Raw genomic sequence first — 16,361 nt, 5'->3', positions numbered from 1 at the left:
CCCTAGGGTTCGCACCCTGGTGATGCCAAAGCCTTTGCTGCACAAACCCAAAGTGATGCCTCTCCTCCACTGAATCAGGTGCCGCGGCACCCAAGGAATCTGTATGCCACGTTGGGTTTGGAAGTCGGTCTGTTTGTTGGCCACCTTTGCGGGCCTGTCTGCAGTGCATGCTGCGGACAATTTCCCATCTCGCCCCATCAAGCTGCAGGTGGGCTTCCCGGCCGGAGGGCCCACCGACATCACCATGCGCGTGATAGCCGAACACGCCAGTAAGACACTGGGACAGCCCATCGTGGTGGAGAACAAGCCCGGTGCCGGCGGGACCCTGCCAGCAACCACGGTACAGATGTCGCCCCCTGACGGATACACCATCGGCCAGTCGCCGCTAGGCATTTTCCGCACGGGCTATACACAGAAGATGAGCTGGGACCCCCTCAAGGATCTGCGCTACATCATCAATCTGACGGGCTATACCTTTGGCCTGACCGTACCCGCCAACAGTCCGTTCAACAGCTGGCAGGACTTTGTGGCCTATGCCAAGGCCAACCCCGGCAAGATTACCTATGGTTCTGCCGGCGGCAACCTCACCAGCCCGCACCTGACCATGGAGCGCATTGCCGAAGCGGCAGGCATCCAGCTGACCCATGTGCCCTTCAAAGGCAGCGCCGATCTTGCCCAGGCCCTGCTGGGTGGCCATGTGATGGCTGCGGCCGACAGCAGCGCCTTTGTGCCCTATGTGGAATCTGGCAAGGCCAAGCTACTGAATGTCTGGGGCGAAAAGCGCATGGAACGCTTCCCCAATGTACCCACGTTGAAGGAACTGGGCATCGATATCGTGCAGACCTCACCTTACGGCCTGGTGGCCCCCAAAGGCACACCACCCGAGGTGGTCAAAAAGCTGCACGATGCCTTCAAAAAGGCGCTGGAGGACAAATCCTCCATCGATGCCCTGGCCAAGTACGACATGCTGCCCAATTACATGAGCAGCGAGCAGTACACCCAATTTGCCCGCGAAGTGAGCCAGCGAGAGAAGGTCATCATCGAGCGGCTGGGGCTGGAAAAGGTCAAGAACTGAGCCTGCGCAGAGCGCACTTAGCGAGCAGAAGGCTTTACGGCGCGGTCGTCCTCCACGCTCGATATGGGAAAAATCGCATACAGCACATGGTGGTGCGCCCTGCTTGCAGGATGGTGCGCCTGCAGGCTGTGGGCACCGAACAGCAGCGCGTCTTTGGTGAGGACATGGTGCATCCGGTCCCAGGCTCCACCGTTGTCGTAGAGGTACGGTGCACACCACCACGTTCTCCAGCTTTCGCTGAAACCAAAGGCCAACCATATGGCATAGCTGGGCGCCTCGGCCCATTGCGCACGGTCTCGAAAGCCGCTGCGAAATTCGAGGCGTTGCATTTTCTGCAAGTCCTGGAGCATCTCTTCGGCCTTTTCGACCGAGTAGAGTTTTTTGCATTCCACCAACGCCAGGCAACTGCTGCTGCCGGACTCCTCAGGCTTCAGCAGCATCAAGTCAATACGTGTGTGTCCTGCCTCGAACGATTGGCTTCCCACTTCAGGGTAGGCGCACCACCCTGCGGATTGGGCCGCATGGGCCAGCTGCAGTGTCAAATGTGCCTCGGACAAACCATTGCGCATGTGGTTGACCGCAGGCCAGAACACTTGCAGACCCGCATCCAGCGTGCCGCAAGCCTTGGCAATCAGCGATTCCAATGCCTGGACATGCTGGCACAGCCGCTCTGGCGCTGCAGGCGTCTGCTGTGGATGCATCAGCCCAGCGCAGCAATCACGTCCGCAGGTGCCTGCACCAGTTCGATCAGCACGCCTTCTCCGGCAATGGGGAATTCGTCGTTGCTCTTGGGGTGCAGAAAGGTGATGTCATAGCCGGCAGCTCCCTTGCGGATGCCCCCGGGGGCAAAGCGCACACCGTTGGCGGTCAGCCATTCCACGGCCTTGGGCAGGTCGTCGATCCACAGACCGATGTGGTTCAGCGGCGTGGCGTGCACGGCTGGCTTTTTCTCGATGTCCATGGGCTGCATGATGTCCACTTCCACCTTCATGGCGCCCTTGCCCATGGCCAGAATGTCTTCGTCCACGTTCTCGCGCTCGCTTTGGAAGGTGCCGGTCTGTTCCAGGCCCAGCATGTCTACCCACAGCTTCTTCATGCGGCCCTTGTCGGTACCGCCGATAGCGACTTGCTGGATGCCCAGCACTTTGAAAGGACGGGTGTTTGCAGTCATGAAATACTCCTTATGAGGTAGCGGCCTGTGCTTTCCTGTTCAGTACAGGCCGCCAATTGGATTCAAAATAATCGCAACACGCCCCGCCCTTGCCTTCACACCTCGCCCAGTGCCCAGCTGCTGAGCATGGCGAAGTATTCCCGCAGCCAGGCGTTGTAGCGTGTGGCCAGAGGAGTGGCCGCAGCCACGGGTACCATGCCGGTCAGACCTTGCTGGCGTGCCATGCCCATGGCGCGCATCAAATGAAAGTCGCTGCTGACCATGGCCATGGGCGCGGTGGCGTCCACGCCGCGCTCTTGCAGCAGTGGGCGGCTGAGTTGCAGATTCAATTCGGTGCTGGTGCTTTCGCCTTCCATCACCAGGCGTTCGGGGGAAATGCTGTGGCGCTCCATCAGATAGCGGGCCATCACGGCGGCTTCGCTTTCGGTTTCACCCCAGTCGATGCCGCCGCACACGGCGATCAAGGCCATGGGCTGCAGGCGCGCCAGCTGGGCCGCCGTGTCCAGACGTTCCTGAAGGACCGGGCGCGGCCGGCCGTCCTGCGTGCCACTGCCCAGCACCACGATGGCCTCCACTGCCGGCACTTGCGCGGGAGGCACGCCGATGCCCAGCAAGCGGCTCCAGAAGATCAGCACGCTCAGCACCCACAGTGCCAGCAGGATCCAGCCCCATTTCCACAAGGCGGCGTGGCTGCGCTTGCTGTGGCGCCAGCGCTGTACTTCCGGCCACAGCCAGGCCAGCAAGGCACCCACGGCGCCGAGCGCACCCGGCACCACCACACCCACATTGAAGTGGTTCCACATCATCAGCACCACGGCATCGGCCAGCAGCACGGCACTGACCAGAGACAGCAGCGTGCGTTGCAGGCGTTGACCAGGGCTGCGGCTGGAGGTGGACGATGACAAAGTGGCCAAAGGGGCTTTCAAATACATAGCTGCTTGCGCAAGTACCGGGTGCGCGGAAGGTGGTTTTGACGGATATTGCAGAGCTTAACTGCAACCAGTTGTTACCTTCCGAGTGTGCCTGATGAAAAGCCCGCGCGGTGCCAACCGCGCGGGCCCGTCACACAGACCAGAGCGTGGCGGCGCAACGCCATGTCGGCACCGCCACGTCTGCCGCCATCATTCGAATTCCAGAATGATGTCGTCCACAGCCAGCGAATCGCCCTTGGCGGCGCTGATCTTGCTCACCACACCGTCCTGCACGGCGAACAGGATGTTCTCCATCTTCATGGCTTCGATGACCGCCAGCTTTTCACCGGCTTGCACCTTCTGACCGGGCTGCACCGCCACGTCGACCAGCAGGCCGGGCATGGGCGAAAGCAGGAACTTGGACAGATCGGGCGGTGCCTTGTAGGGCATGAGCTGGTGCAGCGTGGCGCCCTTGGGCGACAGCACCAGCACATCGGCTTGCGTGCCGTTGTGGATCACACGCAGAGCCAGCGGGTTCTTGGCCGTGCCGCGCTCAATCTGGCAGGTGAAAGGCTTGCCGTTGCAGCTGCCGCGCACCACCAGGTCACGGAGGTCAGCGTTGCTGCGCATCTCGTAGGTCTTGCCGTTGACCACCACGTTGCATACGCGGGCTTCGGCGTCAAAGTCGGTCACCTCGCCGCTCACGTACTGGTGCTTGCCTTCGGCACCCAGTATCACTGCCGTGTACTGGTGGCCCACATGCACCTGGTGGCCCTGCATCTGACCGGTAATGGTCGAAGCCCGGGCGCGGTAGCGGCGGTTGCGGAACATGGCCAGTGCGACCAGGAAGTCCGGGTCGGCGTGCGGCACGTCTTCGGCATGGAAGCCGTTGGCATAGTGCTGGGCGATGAAGCCGGTGTTGAACTTGCCCGAGACGAAATCCGGGTGTGCCAGCAGCGCCGCCTGGAACGGAATGTTCGAGCTGATGCCGCGGATGGCAAAGCCGTTCAGGGCTTCACGCATCTTGGCAATGGCGTCGTTCCGGTCCTTTCCGTGCACGATGAGCTTGGCGATCATCGAGTCGTAGAACATCGGGATCTCGCCGCCTTCGAACACGCCGGTGTCCACGCGCACGCCCTGCAGGCTCTGGGTGTTGGCCTGCCACATCGTCTGTTCGGGGGGCTGGAAGCGCACCAGGCGGCCGGTCGAAGGCAGGAAGTTGCGGAACGGGTCTTCGGCGTTGATGCGGCACTCGATGGCCCAGCCGTCGCGCTTCACGTCCGCCTGGGTGAACGCCAGCTTTTCACCGGCTGCCACGCGGATCATCTGCTCCACCAGGTCCAGGCCGGTGATGCATTCGGTCACGGGGTGTTCCACCTGCAGGCGGGTGTTCATTTCCAGGAAGTAGAAATCCTGGTCCTTTCCGACCACAAACTCCACGGTGCCGGCGCTCTGGTACTTGACGGCCTTGGCCAGGGCCACGGCCTGCTCGCCCATCGCCTTGCGGGTGGCATCGCTGATGAAGGGGCTGGGCGCCTCTTCGATCACCTTCTGGTGGCGGCGCTGGATGGAGCATTCGCGCTCGTTGAGGTACACCACATTGCCGTGGCTGTCGCCCAGGATCTGGATTTCGATGTGGCGCGGCTCCTGCACAAACTTCTCGATGAAGATGCGGTCATCGCCAAAGCTGTTGCGAGCTTCGTTCTGGCAGGCGGTAAAGCCTTCCAGCGCCTCCTTGTCGTTGTAGGCCACGCGCAGCCCCTTGCCGCCGCCGCCGGCGGAAGCCTTGATCATCACCGGGTAGCCGATGCCCTGGGCAATGCCGACAGCCTTTTCTGCATTCTCGATGGCGTCGTTGTAGCCCGGAATGGTATTGACCTGGGCCTCGCCAGCCAGCTTTTTGGAGGCGATCTTGTCCCCCATGGCCGCGATCGAATGTGCCTTGGGGCCGATGAAGGCAATGCCCTCGTCTTCGCAGCGCTTGGCAAAGGCTTCGTTTTCCGACAGGAAGCCGTAGCCCGGGTGCACGGCCTGGGCGCCGGTGGACTTGCAGGCGGCGATGATGCGGTCGCCCAGCAGATAGGACTCACGGCTGGGCGCGGCGCCAATGTGCACGGCCTCGTCGGCCAGCTTCACATGGCGGGCATCCTTGTCGGCGTCGGAATAGACCGCCACGGTCTGGATGCCCATCTTGCGGGCGGTGGCGATCACGCGGCAGGCGATTTCGCCGCGGTTGGCAATCAGGATCTTGGTAAACATGGTGTGTAGTTCTCCTGGTTCTTGTTCTTCTTAGAGCGGAATGTTTCCGTGCTTGCGCCACGGATTTTCCAGCTGCTTGTTCTTGAGCATTTCCAGCGAACGGCAGATGCGCTTGCGCGTCTCGTGCGGCTGCACCACATCGTCGATGAAGCCACGTGCGCCGGCCACGAACGGGTTGGCAAAACGGGCCTTGTATTCGGCTTCGCGTGCAGCGAGTTTTTCGGGGTCGTTCTTGTCTTCGCGGAAGATGATTTCCACAGCACCCTTGGCGCCCATCACGGCGATTTCGGCGTGGGGCCAGGCCAGGTTCACGTCGCCGCGCAGGTGCTTGGAAGCCATCACGTCGTACGCGCCGCCGTAGGCCTTGCGCGTGATGACGGTGATCTTGGGCACGGTGGCTTCCGCATAGGCGTACAGCAGCTTGGCGCCGTGCTTGATGATGCCGCCGTATTCCTGCGAGGTGCCGGGCATGAAGCCGGGCACATCGACGAACGTGACCACCGGGATGTTGAAGGCATCGCAGAAGCGCACAAAGCGCGCGGCCTTGATGGAGGACTTGATGTCCAGGCAGCCCGCCAGCACCAGGGGTTGGTTGGCCACAATGCCCACGGTCTGGCCGGCCATGCGGGCAAAACCGATCAGGATGTTCTTGGCGTATTCGGGCTGCAACTCGAAGAAATCGCCATCGTCCACGGTCTTGAGAATCAGCTCCTTCATGTCGTAGGGCTTGTTGGGATTCTCTGGCACCAGCGTGTCCAGCGACATTTCGGCACGGTTCACGGGATCGGTGCTGATGCGCACGGGCGCTTTTTCGCGGTTGTTCAGCGGCAGGTAGTTGTAGAGGCGCCGCAGCATCATCAGTGCTTCAACGTCGTTGTCAAAGGCCATATCGGCCACACCGCTCTTGGTGGTGTGGGTGATGGCGCCGCCCAGTTCTTCGGCCGTGACTTCTTCGTGGGTCACGGTCTTCACGACTTCAGGGCCGGTCACGAACATGTAGGAGCTGTCCTTGACCATGAAGATGAAGTCGGTCATGGCGGGCGAGTACACCGCGCCACCGGCGCTGGGGCCCATGATCATGGAGATCTGGGGCACCACGCCCGACGCCAGCACGTTCTTCTGGAACACATCGGCATAGCCGCCCAGAGAGGCTACACCCTCCTGGATGCGTGCACCACCCGAGTCGTTCAGGCCGATCACGGGGGCACCGACCTTCATGGCCTGGTCCATCACCTTGCAGATCTTCTCGGCATGGGTTTCGGAGAGTGCGCCGCCGAAGACCGTGAAATCCTGGCTGAACACAAAGACCAGACGGCCGTTGATCATGCCGTAGCCGGTGACCACACCGTCGCCGGGGATCTTGGTGTTTTCCATGCCGAAGTCCGTGCAGCGGTGCTCCACGAACATGTCCCATTCTTCGAAGGTGCCGTCGTCGAGCAGCAGCTCGATGCGTTCGCGCGCCGTCAGCTTGCCCTTCTTGTGCTGTGCGTCGATGCGCTTTTGTCCCCCACCCAGCCGAGCGAGTTCTCGCTTGGCTTCCAGCTGCTTCAGGATGTCTTCTTGCATGCTTGTCCTCTAACGTGATTTGGGTTGTGTGCCTCGCTCGGCCTGTGCGGCGTCTGCGGTGATTCGGTTGGGCTGTCTACGCGCTACTGGATTGCGCAGACAGCAGATGTCGTGCTGCCGTGCTGGCCGCGATACGCCCTGCCGCCACATCCGCCTGCAGGGAGGGCAGCAGGGCCTGCACCTGCGGATGCTGGCGAAAAGCCTGCTTGAGGCCAAAGTCGATGCGCTCCCACATCCAGGCCAGCGACTGCTTTTCGCGGCGCTGGGCCAGACGGCCGTTGCGAGTCTGCAGGTCCTGGAAGCTGGAAACCTCTGCCCAGAAGCCTTCCACCCCCTGCCCCAGCAAGGCGCTGATCTGCAGCACCCGCGGCTGCCACAGTGCGCCGGTACAGGCGTGGTCGGGATTGCCATGCATGCCCAGCAGCCGCAGGCTGGACGTGATCTGGGCCTGCGCCCGCGTGGCGGCGTTGGGGTCGATGTCGGCCTTGTTGATGACCACCAGGTCCGCCAGCTCCATCACGCCCTTTTTGATCGCCTGCAGATCGTCGCCCGCATTGGGCAGCTGCAGCACGCAGAACATGTCGGTCATGCCGTGCACGGCAATCTCGCTCTGGCCCACGCCCACGGTTTCGACGATCACCACGTCGTAGCCAGCAGCCTCGCAGACCAGCATGGCTTCGCGGGTCTTCTCGGCCACCCCCCCCAGGGTGCCGCTGGACGGACTGGGACGGATATAGGCTTCCAGCCGCATCGACAGCTGCTCCATGCGGGTCTTGTCCCCCAGGATGGAGCCGCCGGAAACGGTGGACGACGGGTCGATGGCCAGCACCGCCACCTTCAGCCCCTGTCCGATCAGGTACAGACCAAGGACTTCGATGAAGGTGGACTTGCCCACGCCGGGCACACCGCTGATGCCCAGGCGGAATGCCTTGCCGGTGTGCGGCAGCAGGGCCGTGAGCAAGCCATCGGCCTGCTCGCGGTGGTCGGGGCGCGAAGATTCCAGCAAGGTGATGGCCTTGGCCATGGCGCGGCGCCGCACGGCAGGATTGCCGCGCAGAATGCCGTCTTGCATTTGCTCAGGGGTCACAGCAGATCGCCTTTGCTCTGTCTCGGTATCAGCGACAGATTACAGGTTGTGGGCCTGCTTGATCTGCTCCAGCACATGCTTGGCGCTGGCAGGGATCGGCGTGCCGGGGCCATACACCCCCTTGACGCCGGCGTTGAACAGGTAGTCATAGTCCTGGGCCGGGATCACACCGCCGACGAAGACAATGATGTCGTCCGCACCCTGCTTTTTGAGTTCGGCAATGATGGCGGGCACCAGGGTCTTGTGGCCGGCTGCCAGCGTGGACACGCCCACGGCGTGCACATCGTTCTCGATGGCCTGGCGGGCACACTCTTCGGGCGTCTGGAACAGCGGGCCCATGTCCACGTCAAATCCCAGGTCGGCAAAGGCGGTGGCCACCACCTTGGCGCCACGGTCATGGCCGTCCTGGCCCAGCTTGGCGATCATCACGCGGGGACGGCGGCCCAGGGCGCCGGAAGTGGTGTTGATCTCTTCCTTGAGCTTGTCCCAGCCTTCGGCCGAGTCGTAAGCGGCAGCGTACACACCGGTCACCTTTTGCGTATCGGCGCGGTGGCGGCCGAAGGACTTTTCCAGCGCGTCGGAGATTTCACCCACCGTGGCGCGCAGGCGCACGGCCTTGATGGACAGGTCCAGCAGATTGCCGTGGCCGGTGTCTGCCGCCGCCGTGAGCGCGGCCAGGGCCGCATCCACTGCCTGCTGGTCGCGCTTGGCCTTGATGTCCTTCAGGCTGGCAATCTGGCTGTCACGCACCTTGACGTTGTCCACTTCCAGAATGTCGACCGGGTCTTCCTTGGCCAGCTTGTACTTGTTGACGCCGACAATGACTTCCTTGCCGGAGTCGATGCGGGCCTGCTTTTCGGCTGCCGCGGCTTCGATCTTGAGCTTGGCCCAACCGGAATCCACGGCGGCCGTCATGCCGCCCATGGCATCCACTTCTTCGATGATGGCCCAGGCCTTGTCGGCCATTTCCTGGGTCAGCTTTTCCATCATGTAAGAACCGGCCCAGGGGTCGATCACATTGGTGATGTGGGTCTCTTCCTGGATGATCAGCTGGGTGTTGCGGGCAATGCGAGCGGAAAACTCCGTGGGCAGGGCAATCGCCTCGTCCAGTGCATTGGTGTGCAGGGACTGGGTGCCGCCAAACACGGCGGCCATGGCTTCGATGGTGGTCCGCACCACGTTGTTGTAGGGGTCCTGCTCGGTCAGCGACCAACCCGAGGTCTGGCTGTGCGTGCGCAGCATCAGGCTCTTGGGGTTCTTGGCATCGAAGCCCTTCATGATGCGGCACCACAGCAGGCGCGCGGCACGCATCTTGGCCACTTCCAGATAGAAGTTCATGCCCACGGCCCAGAAGAAGGACAGGCGACCGGCAAACGCATCCACGTCCATGCCCTTGGCAATGGCTGTTTTCACATATTCCTTGCCGTCGGCCAGCGTGAAGGCCATCTCCAGCGCCTGGTTGGCGCCGGCTTCCTGCATGTGATAGCCCGAAATCGAGATCGAGTTGAACTTGGGCATGTTCTGGCTCGTGTACTCGATGATGTCGCCAATGATCTTCATCGACGGCTTGGGCGGGTAGATATAGGTGTTGCGCACCATGAACTCTTTCAGAATGTCGTTCTGAATCGTTCCTGCCAGCTGGTCCTGGCGCACGCCCTGCTCTTCCGCCGCCACCACGTAGCCGGCCAGCACCGGCAGCACGGCACCGTTCATGGTCATGGAGACGGACACCTTGTCCAGGGGAATCTGGTCGAACAGCACCTTCATGTCTTCGACCGAATCAATCGCCACCCCGGCCTTGCCCACGTCACCGGTCACACGGGGATGGTCGGAGTCGTAGCCGCGGTGCGTGGCCAGATCGAAAGCCACCGACACGCCTTGACCGCCGGCGGCCAGTGCCTTGCGGTAGAAGGCATTGGACTCTTCGGCGGTAGAAAAGCCTGCGTACTGGCGGATCGTCCAGGGCCGGCCGGCATACATGGTGGCCTGGGGGCCGCGGATATAGGGCTCGAAACCCGGCAGCGTATTGGTGTAGGGCAAGGCTGCCGTGTCCTCTGCCGTATACAAGGGCTTGACCGTGATGCCATCCGGCGTGACCCAGTCCAGGGCTTCCACATCGCCGCCAGGAGCCGCCTTCGCAGCGGCCTTGGCCCAGTCTTTCAGGCTGGATTGGGTGAAATCGTCAGGCTGGGCTGCGCCCTGCGCGGCTTGGGAATCGTGGCTCATGGGAAACGATGATCCAAAAAAGGTTGCAGTGAATCGCTCAATGCGCGAGAGTGTACATTATTCATAATTATGAATGCACAACCCGAACCGAAACTGACGAGCCTTTACAATTAGCGGCCCATGTCCCATTCCCCTGCCCTGTTTACACCCCGTGCTCTGTATGTTGAAGTTGCCGAACAATTGCGGCAGCGCATTTTTCAACGTGCGCTGGAACCCGGCAGCTGGATCGATGAGCTCAAGATCGCCGAGGAATTCGGCATCAGCCGCACGCCGCTGCGCGAAGCGCTGAAAGTGCTGGCCGCCGAAGGCCTGGTGACCATGAAGCCGCGCCGCGGCGCCTATGTGACCGAGGTTTCGGAGACCGATCTCAAGGACGTGTACCACCTGCTTTCCTTGCTGGAGAGCGATGCAGCCGGCGTGGTCGCGACCCTGGCCACCGCTGCCCAGCTGACAGAGCTGCAGTCCCTGCACGATGAGCTGGAGGCCGCCGTCGACGATGCAGAGCACTTCTTTGCCGTCAACGAGCGTTTTCACATGGCCTTGCTCACCGTGGCCAACAACCGCTGGCGCAACCAGGTGGTGGATGACCTGCGCAAGGTGATGAAACTCAACCGCCACCAGTCCTTGTTCAAGACCGGCCGCATCCACGACAGCCTGCAGGAGCACCGCAACATCCTCCAGGCCTTGCACCAGCGCGACAGCGAAGGCGCGCGCCTGGCCATGCAGCTGCATTTCCGCAACGGTCTGCGCGCCGCCGCCTGACAGGCTTCTTTTTGCCAGTGCAGTGGGCTGCGTCGTCCCGCGGTAAATGCCACCAATTGTCATCTCGGGCATCCATTCGGCCCGGCGGGATTGGCGCCCTTCTTGCCCCCCCCTAAGCTGGCACTGCTGCTGCCGAGCGACGTCCCGTCCCGCGCCCAGCGCACGCACCGCCAGCCTGTGGACACTGTGTGAGCCATGCTGTGTGCGGCGCTGCAGGACTTGGACGCCACGTTGCACGTGCCGCATACATGCCACTGCACCAAGGAGTCACGTTGCTTTCGAATTTCTTTTTGCTGCAAGGCCAGCCGGAGCATTTGCTGCATGTGCGGCATGACTCTTTGCTGGTGATTCTGTCGATTACCGTGGCGATTGCCGCCTCGGTGCTGGCGCTGTACCTGGTGCAGGCCGGTATACGTGCTCCGGGCCGCTTCCAACGGCAGGTGGCACTGCTGTGCGGCTGCGGCACGCTGGGCCTGGGCATCTGGTCCATGCATTTCATCGGCATGCTGGCTCTGGAGCTGCCGGTGGATGTGCACTACCACCTGGGCGTGACCCTGGCATCCATGCTCCCCGGGCTGTTTGCGTCCTGGCTGGCGCTGCGCCACCTGCTGGCCCCGCAGTCCAGCCTGCCCCGGCTGCTGGCGGCCGGCGTGGTGGTGGGGATGGGCATTGCGCTGATGCACTACAGCGGCATGTCGGCCATGCACATGTCCGCCGATCTGCGCTACGACCCCTGGCTGTTCGCCGCTTCGCTGGCCGTTGCCATACTGATGGCAGTGAGTGCACTGGTGCTGTGGAACCGCATGGTGCATCGCAGCCACAGCCCCATCTGGCAGCGGCTGGTGCTGCCCTCAGTGGTGCTGGGGGGCGCCATCACGGGCATGCACTACATCTCCATGTCGGCAGCCCGCTTTGTGGGGAACAGCGTACAGCCGGGCCTGGACGATACCAGCTTCAGCCATGGCCTGGCCTTGCTGGTTATCGGTATCTGCGCAGTGATGTTCGGCCTGATGGCACTGGCCAGTGCTGCACTGCGTTACCGCGGTCTGTGGCTGCAGGTGCAGCGCAGCGAGTCACGTCTGCAGACCATGGCCAGCACCGCAGTGGATGCCGTCATCACCATCGATGGCCAGGGTCTGGTGCAAAGCTTCAACCCCGCTGCCGAGCGGATCTTCGGCTGGAAAGCCAGCGACATCATCGGCCGCAATCTGAAGCTGTTGATGCCCTCCGCCCTGGCGGAACAGCACGATGGCTACCTGGAACGCTATCACCAGAACGGTGAGCGGCGCATCATCGGCACCGGCCGCGAAGTGCTGGGCATGCACAAGGATGGGCGCCATATCCCGCTGCGCCTGTCCATCGGCCAGGCCGATACCCCGGACGGGCCGGTCTTTGTGGGCTTTGCCTATGACCTGACCGAGCGCAAACGCACCGAGGCGCAGCTGCGCATTGCCGCCAGCGTGTTTGACCACACCTGCGAAGGCATTGCCGTCATTGACGCCAACCACTTGGTGGTGGAAACCAACCCGGCCTTTGTCCACCTGACCGGCCTGTCGCGCGCAGAATGTGTGCACACGCCGTTCGATGCGCTGTACCAGGGTGCCAAACCGGCCATCAACATGCCGTCCATCTGGCAGGCGGTCACGGCCAATGGCAACTGGCAAGGTGAAGTCGTTCTGCCCCGCGCCGATGGCAGTGACTGGACGCAGCGCCTGTCCTTGACCGCGGTGCTCAATGAACACAAGCGCCTGACACACTACGTGGCGGTGATCAGCGATGTCAGCCTGCACCCCCGCGCCCAGTTGGCGCTGGAACACAAAGCCTTGTATGACAGCGTGACCGGTCTGCCCAATGAAGTGCTGCTGATCGAACACATCGCCCACGCCATCCCTTCGGCCAAACGCAACAGCACGCAGCTGGCCGTGATCAGCATCGATTTCGACCATTTCCACCGCATCAATGAAATTCATGGCCGCAGTGTGGGCGACGAGCTGCTGGAAAAAGTGGCCTACCGCATCCGTGGCTACCTGCGTGGCGAAGACACGCTGGCGCGGGGGCGCAGTGATGAACTGGTGGTGGTGCTGGCGGGACTGAAGGATGAGGAAGGGCTGCACATCATGTGCAACCGCCTGATCGGTGCACTGCAGCTGCCTGTGGAATTGTCGTCCATCGTGATCCAGGTGTCCGCCAGCTGTGGCTGGGCGCTTTACCCGCGCCAGGGGCACACCGCCGCCACTCTGCTGGCTGCTGCCCGCCTCGCACAACACCCGGTCAGGCCCGCAGGCAGTGGCATCACTCCCGCCCCGGCAACGGAATAGCCGCCCCCTCAAAAACCGCGGATGCGGTGGGGGGCGTGGAGGCGCCGGCTGCGCCGCTTACTTCTTCAGGCATGCACTCATGAAGGCCTTGCGTTCGTCGCCCTTCTTGCCGGTGGCATCGGCATTGCAGGACTTCATGCGTTCCTGCTGGCGCTTCTTGCCGTCTGACAGGCAGGACTTCATGAACTCCTTGCGTTCATCACCCTTCTTGCCAGCGGCTTCGGTATTGCAGGTGCCCATCAGGTTTTGCTGGGCTGTGGGAGCCTTGTCGGCAGCAGATGCCAGCGAAGCAGCCAGAACCAGTACGGACAGAACGATGCAGTTTTTCATGGTGTGTGTTGTGTGCAATCACGCCGATGACCGGCGCGCAGCCATTTCAGCACAGCCCCCACCCTCCAGCAATGACAAGCCGATCGGTTTCTGCAAATTTTTGTGAGCATGCCTGGCAAGCACCGATGGCGCCGGCAACCGATTGAGCTTGAAGCCTGGGCAGCCGCCTCCCACGCCCTGTCCTTCACACGCCCAAGGGCAGGTCGGAGCGCTTGAGCGTACGCAGCACAAAGCTGGACTGGCTGTGGCGTATGCCTTTGATCTTGTAGAGTTTTTCGCGCAGCAGACGCTCGTAATCGCGGGTGTCCTTGACCACGACACGCAGCAGGTAGTCGTACTCACCGGACACCAGGTGCGCTTCCACCACCTCGGGAATGGTTGCCAGCACTTCGCCAAACTTCTCCAGCGTATTGTCGGAATGGCTGTCCAGCGTGACCATTACCAGCACCGTGTCGGCCAAACCCAGCGCCTGGGGGTTCAGGCGTACGGTGTAGCCCTCGATCACGCCGGCTTCCTCCATGCGCTTGATACGGCTCCAGCATGGCGAAGCACTCAGGCCGACGGCTTGCCCCACCTCCTGCAGGCTGGCGCGTGCATTGGTTTGCAATACCGCCAAAATTTTTCGATCCAAAGCATCCATCAGAAAATTTTACGGCTCATTCTTAATAAGCAAAACAAAATTCTGTAGCGGGCGGCAATCTGCAAATTTGAAGCAACATTTTCTGTAGCACCCGGCGCACACTGACAGCCATGGGAGCGGCGCTGACGATGGCCGCAACACCAGTCACATGACAGCGCTGATAAACCGTCGGCATATGGAGATGTGAAGTACTTCCCCGCCGAAGCACCTGAATCAGGCCGCGACACCTTATCCCCGGTGCCGCGGCCTGCTTGTTTGCATGGTGCCCTGGCCCAGCATGGATGAGACGACTGCAGGCACAATGTGCAGCATGACTATGCGATTCCTCCACACGATGCTGCGCGTGGGCAACCTCCAGCGCTCGATTGACTTCTACACCAACGTGATCGGCATGCAACTGATCCGCACCTCGGAAAACCCCGAGTACAAGTATTCGCTGGCCTTTCTGGGCTTTGAAGGCGGCAACCCGGGTCAGGCCGAGATCGAGCTGACCTACAACTGGGGCACCGAAAGCTACGACCATGGCAATGCCTACGGTCACATCGCGCTGGGCGTGCCCGACGCCTATGCCGCCTGCGAGAAGATCAAGGCTGCTGGCGGTAACGTGACGCGCGAAGCCGGCCCGGTCAAGGGCGGCAGCACCGTGATTGCCTTTGTGACGGATCCTGATGGCTACAAGATCGAACTGATCGAGCGCAAGGACGACCAAGGCGCGGGCACCGGCCTGCGCTGATCTGTTCTGTTCTGAGAGCCGCACCAGACGGGACGGCTCCACCGATGGCGCATCAATGCTGAGCGAACAGCCGGCTGCGCCTCCACACCCACTCTGCCCCCGCCGCCACCTGGTGCCGGGGGCCGTTTTTTGTCTGGTCGCAGCGGAACACAGCGACGTTGCCCCTGTCTTGCACTGCGCAACGCCAGGCCTGCCGCGCGCAGATATGCCATGGCGGGAGCGCTCGGTGGCAGTGCGTTCACCGGACTGGCGCAGCGGCCGCATCGCTGGACTGTGTTCCTGGGCAGGCTCCGCCTGCGGACACGCAACGCCATGCCACAGCGCAAGCAGACAGGCTTACGCCTGCGCGACACCATCCATCGCCATTCTTTACGCAATTCTCTGATAATCGGTATTACTTTCAGTTACTTTTTGCGGTAATGCACAGCTTGCTGCGCTTTCCTGCTCTTTCCTGCGCCGATGGCATGGTTCCCGTTCCGGCTGCGTGAACGTCTTCTGTGGAATGGATGAATGCGATGAAGTTTTCCAAGCTCAACATTGGTGCCCGTCTGGGCCTGGGCTTTGCCGTGGTGCTGGCGTTTGCCGTGGTGATCACCGGCATCGGCATGTGGCAGATGCACTCCGTAGGCAAAGCCACGCAGCAAATGCTGGAAGAGTCCTTGACCAAGGAACGCCTGATCAGCGACTGGAGCAAATTTGTCACGGTGGGGGTGACGCGCACCACGGCCATCGCCAAGAGCAGCGACGCCAGCCTGGTGCCTTTCTTTGCTGCGGAGGCCGCTGCCTCCTCCAAGAACGCGGTGGAGCTACTGAATCAGTTTGAAAAGCGCATCTCCATGCCGGCCGAGCGAGAGATCCTGGACAAGATTCTGGAAATCCGCAAAGCCTATCTGGCCACGCGCGACAAAGTGGGCAAGCTCAAGGCCGAAGGCCTGACCAGCGAGGCAGATGCTGCCTTGGCCAATGACTACGCGCCGGTGGCCCAGGCCTATCTGCAGCAGCTCGAAAAGCTGCTGAGCCTGCAGCGCTCCAGCCTGGACGCCAATGCGGCCGAAGTACAGGCCATCGAAAACACCAGCCAGACCTATTTCGTGATTCTGGCCGTGCTGGCCCTGGCCATTGGTGCCGTGAGCGCCTGGCGCCTGACACAGGGCATCACCGCCCCGCTGCGCAATGCCGTCACCGTGGCCCGCCGTGTGGCCGATGGCGACCTGAGCGCCGACATCCGCGTGACCGGTACCGACGAAACCGGCCAGCTGCTGCAGGCCCTGCACGACATGAAC

The 16,361-nt window shown here is 62.1% G+C and carries 14 protein-coding genes; 5 read left to right on the top strand and 9 right to left on the bottom strand.

All coding sequences use genetic code 11. From position 1 onward, the window contains the following. Positions 1–103 precede the first annotated feature (103 nt). Positions 104–1,075, top strand: coding sequence for a Bug family tripartite tricarboxylate transporter substrate binding protein (locus tag QM470_RS00070; protein WP_283337678.1), 972 nt, complete (start codon positions 104–106; stop codon positions 1,073–1,075). Between the two features lie 17 nt (positions 1,076–1,092). On the opposite strand, the gene QM470_RS00065 is transcribed toward QM470_RS00070, so the two are convergent. The 7 genes from QM470_RS00065 to scpA all read right to left on the bottom strand — a co-directional run bounded on the left by QM470_RS00065 (position 1,093) and on the right by scpA (position 10,295). Then, positions 1,093–1,776 carry a hypothetical protein gene (locus tag QM470_RS00065; RefSeq protein WP_283337677.1) on the bottom strand — a complete coding sequence of 228 codons (684 nt, stop codon included), beginning with the start codon at positions 1,774–1,776 and terminating at the stop codon, positions 1,093–1,095. Beyond that, complete coding sequence (locus QM470_RS00060) at positions 1,776–2,246, bottom strand: VOC family protein (protein ID WP_283337676.1); 471 nt, start codon at positions 2,244–2,246, stop codon at positions 1,776–1,778. Before QM470_RS00060 ends, QM470_RS00065 begins: the two co-directional genes overlap by 1 nt. 95 nt (positions 2,247–2,341) lie before the next feature. Continuing rightward, a complete protein-coding gene (locus tag QM470_RS00055; protein WP_283337675.1) occupies positions 2,342–3,160 on the bottom strand; it encodes a YdcF family protein in 819 nt (272 codons plus the stop codon). Between the two features lie 207 nt (positions 3,161–3,367). Beyond that, the gene (locus QM470_RS00050; protein WP_283337674.1) at positions 3,368–5,416 is read right to left on the bottom strand and encodes an acetyl-CoA carboxylase biotin carboxylase subunit; all 2,049 of its coding nucleotides are present in this window, start codon (positions 5,414–5,416) and stop codon (positions 3,368–3,370) included. 30 nt (positions 5,417–5,446) lie between these two features. Continuing rightward, positions 5,447–6,982, bottom strand: a complete 1,536-nt coding sequence (locus QM470_RS00045) for an acyl-CoA carboxylase subunit beta (RefSeq protein WP_066534210.1) — start codon at positions 6,980–6,982, stop codon at positions 5,447–5,449. Positions 6,983–7,058: 76 nt separating this feature from the next. Then, positions 7,059–8,069, bottom strand: coding sequence for a methylmalonyl Co-A mutase-associated GTPase MeaB (gene meaB, locus QM470_RS00040; RefSeq protein WP_283337673.1), 1,011 nt, complete (start codon positions 8,067–8,069; stop codon positions 7,059–7,061). 39 nt (positions 8,070–8,108) lie between these two features. Continuing rightward, the gene (gene scpA, locus QM470_RS00035; RefSeq protein ID WP_283337672.1) at positions 8,109–10,295 is read right to left on the bottom strand and encodes a methylmalonyl-CoA mutase; all 2,187 of its coding nucleotides are present in this window, start codon (positions 10,293–10,295) and stop codon (positions 8,109–8,111) included. Between the two features lie 120 nt (positions 10,296–10,415). On the opposite strand from scpA, the gene QM470_RS00030 reads away from it, so the two are divergent. Beyond that, positions 10,416–11,057 carry a GntR family transcriptional regulator gene (locus QM470_RS00030; protein ID WP_283337671.1) on the top strand — a complete coding sequence of 214 codons (642 nt, stop codon included), beginning with the start codon at positions 10,416–10,418 and terminating at the stop codon, positions 11,055–11,057. Positions 11,058–11,329: 272 nt separating this feature from the next. Further along, positions 11,330–13,375, top strand: a complete 2,046-nt coding sequence (locus QM470_RS00025) for a sensor domain-containing diguanylate cyclase (protein ID WP_283337670.1) — start codon at positions 11,330–11,332, stop codon at positions 13,373–13,375. 57 nt (positions 13,376–13,432) lie between these two features. On the opposite strand, the gene QM470_RS00020 is transcribed toward QM470_RS00025, so the two are convergent. Then, positions 13,433–13,705, bottom strand: a complete 273-nt coding sequence (locus QM470_RS00020) for a PsiF family protein (RefSeq protein ID WP_283337669.1) — start codon at positions 13,703–13,705, stop codon at positions 13,433–13,435. A gap of 184 nt (positions 13,706–13,889) precedes the next feature. Continuing rightward, positions 13,890–14,345: an Lrp/AsnC family transcriptional regulator gene (locus tag QM470_RS00015; RefSeq protein ID WP_066534222.1), complete on the bottom strand. Its 456-nt coding sequence runs from the start codon at positions 14,343–14,345 to the stop codon at positions 13,890–13,892. A gap of 316 nt (positions 14,346–14,661) precedes the next feature. Between QM470_RS00015 and gloA the strand changes: the two genes are divergently transcribed. Continuing rightward, entirely contained in the window at positions 14,662–15,078 is a 417-nt protein-coding gene (gene gloA, locus QM470_RS00010) for a lactoylglutathione lyase (protein ID WP_283337668.1), read from the top strand. Positions 15,079–15,593: 515 nt separating this feature from the next. Beyond that, positions 15,594–16,361, top strand: a 768-nt coding sequence (locus QM470_RS00005) for an MCP four helix bundle domain-containing protein (RefSeq protein ID WP_283337667.1), incomplete at its 3' end; no start/stop codon positions are given.

The organism is Comamonas sp. 17RB (assembly GCF_030056555.1).
Classification (GTDB): Bacteria; Pseudomonadota; Gammaproteobacteria; order Burkholderiales; family Burkholderiaceae_C; genus Comamonas; species Comamonas terrigena.
This window is presented reverse-complemented; position numbering and strand designations above follow the sequence as displayed.

Bases quoted from the DNA above. Each gene is read 5' to 3' on its own strand.
- QM470_RS00070 (WP_283337678.1), top strand. From the start codon at position 104: ATGCCACGTTGGGTTTGGAAGTCGGTCTGTTTGTTGGCCACCTTTGCG.
- QM470_RS00065 (WP_283337677.1), bottom strand. From the start codon at position 1,776: ATGCATCCACAGCAGACGCCTGCAGCGCCAGAGCGGCTGTGCCAGCAT.
- QM470_RS00060 (WP_283337676.1), bottom strand. From the start codon at position 2,246: ATGACTGCAAACACCCGTCCTTTCAAAGTGCTGGGCATCCAGCAAGTC.
- QM470_RS00050 (WP_283337674.1), bottom strand. From the start codon at position 5,416: ATGTTTACCAAGATCCTGATTGCCAACCGCGGCGAAATCGCCTGCCGC.
- QM470_RS00045 (WP_066534210.1), bottom strand. From the start codon at position 6,982: ATGCAAGAAGACATCCTGAAGCAGCTGGAAGCCAAGCGAGAACTCGCT.
- scpA (WP_283337672.1), bottom strand. From the start codon at position 10,295: ATGAGCCACGATTCCCAAGCCGCGCAGGGCGCAGCCCAGCCTGACGAT.
- QM470_RS00030 (WP_283337671.1), top strand. From the start codon at position 10,416: ATGTCCCATTCCCCTGCCCTGTTTACACCCCGTGCTCTGTATGTTGAA.
- QM470_RS00020 (WP_283337669.1), bottom strand. From the start codon at position 13,705: ATGAAAAACTGCATCGTTCTGTCCGTACTGGTTCTGGCTGCTTCGCTG.
- QM470_RS00015 (WP_066534222.1), bottom strand. From the start codon at position 14,345: ATGGATGCTTTGGATCGAAAAATTTTGGCGGTATTGCAAACCAATGCA.
- gloA (WP_283337668.1), top strand. From the start codon at position 14,662: ATGCGATTCCTCCACACGATGCTGCGCGTGGGCAACCTCCAGCGCTCG.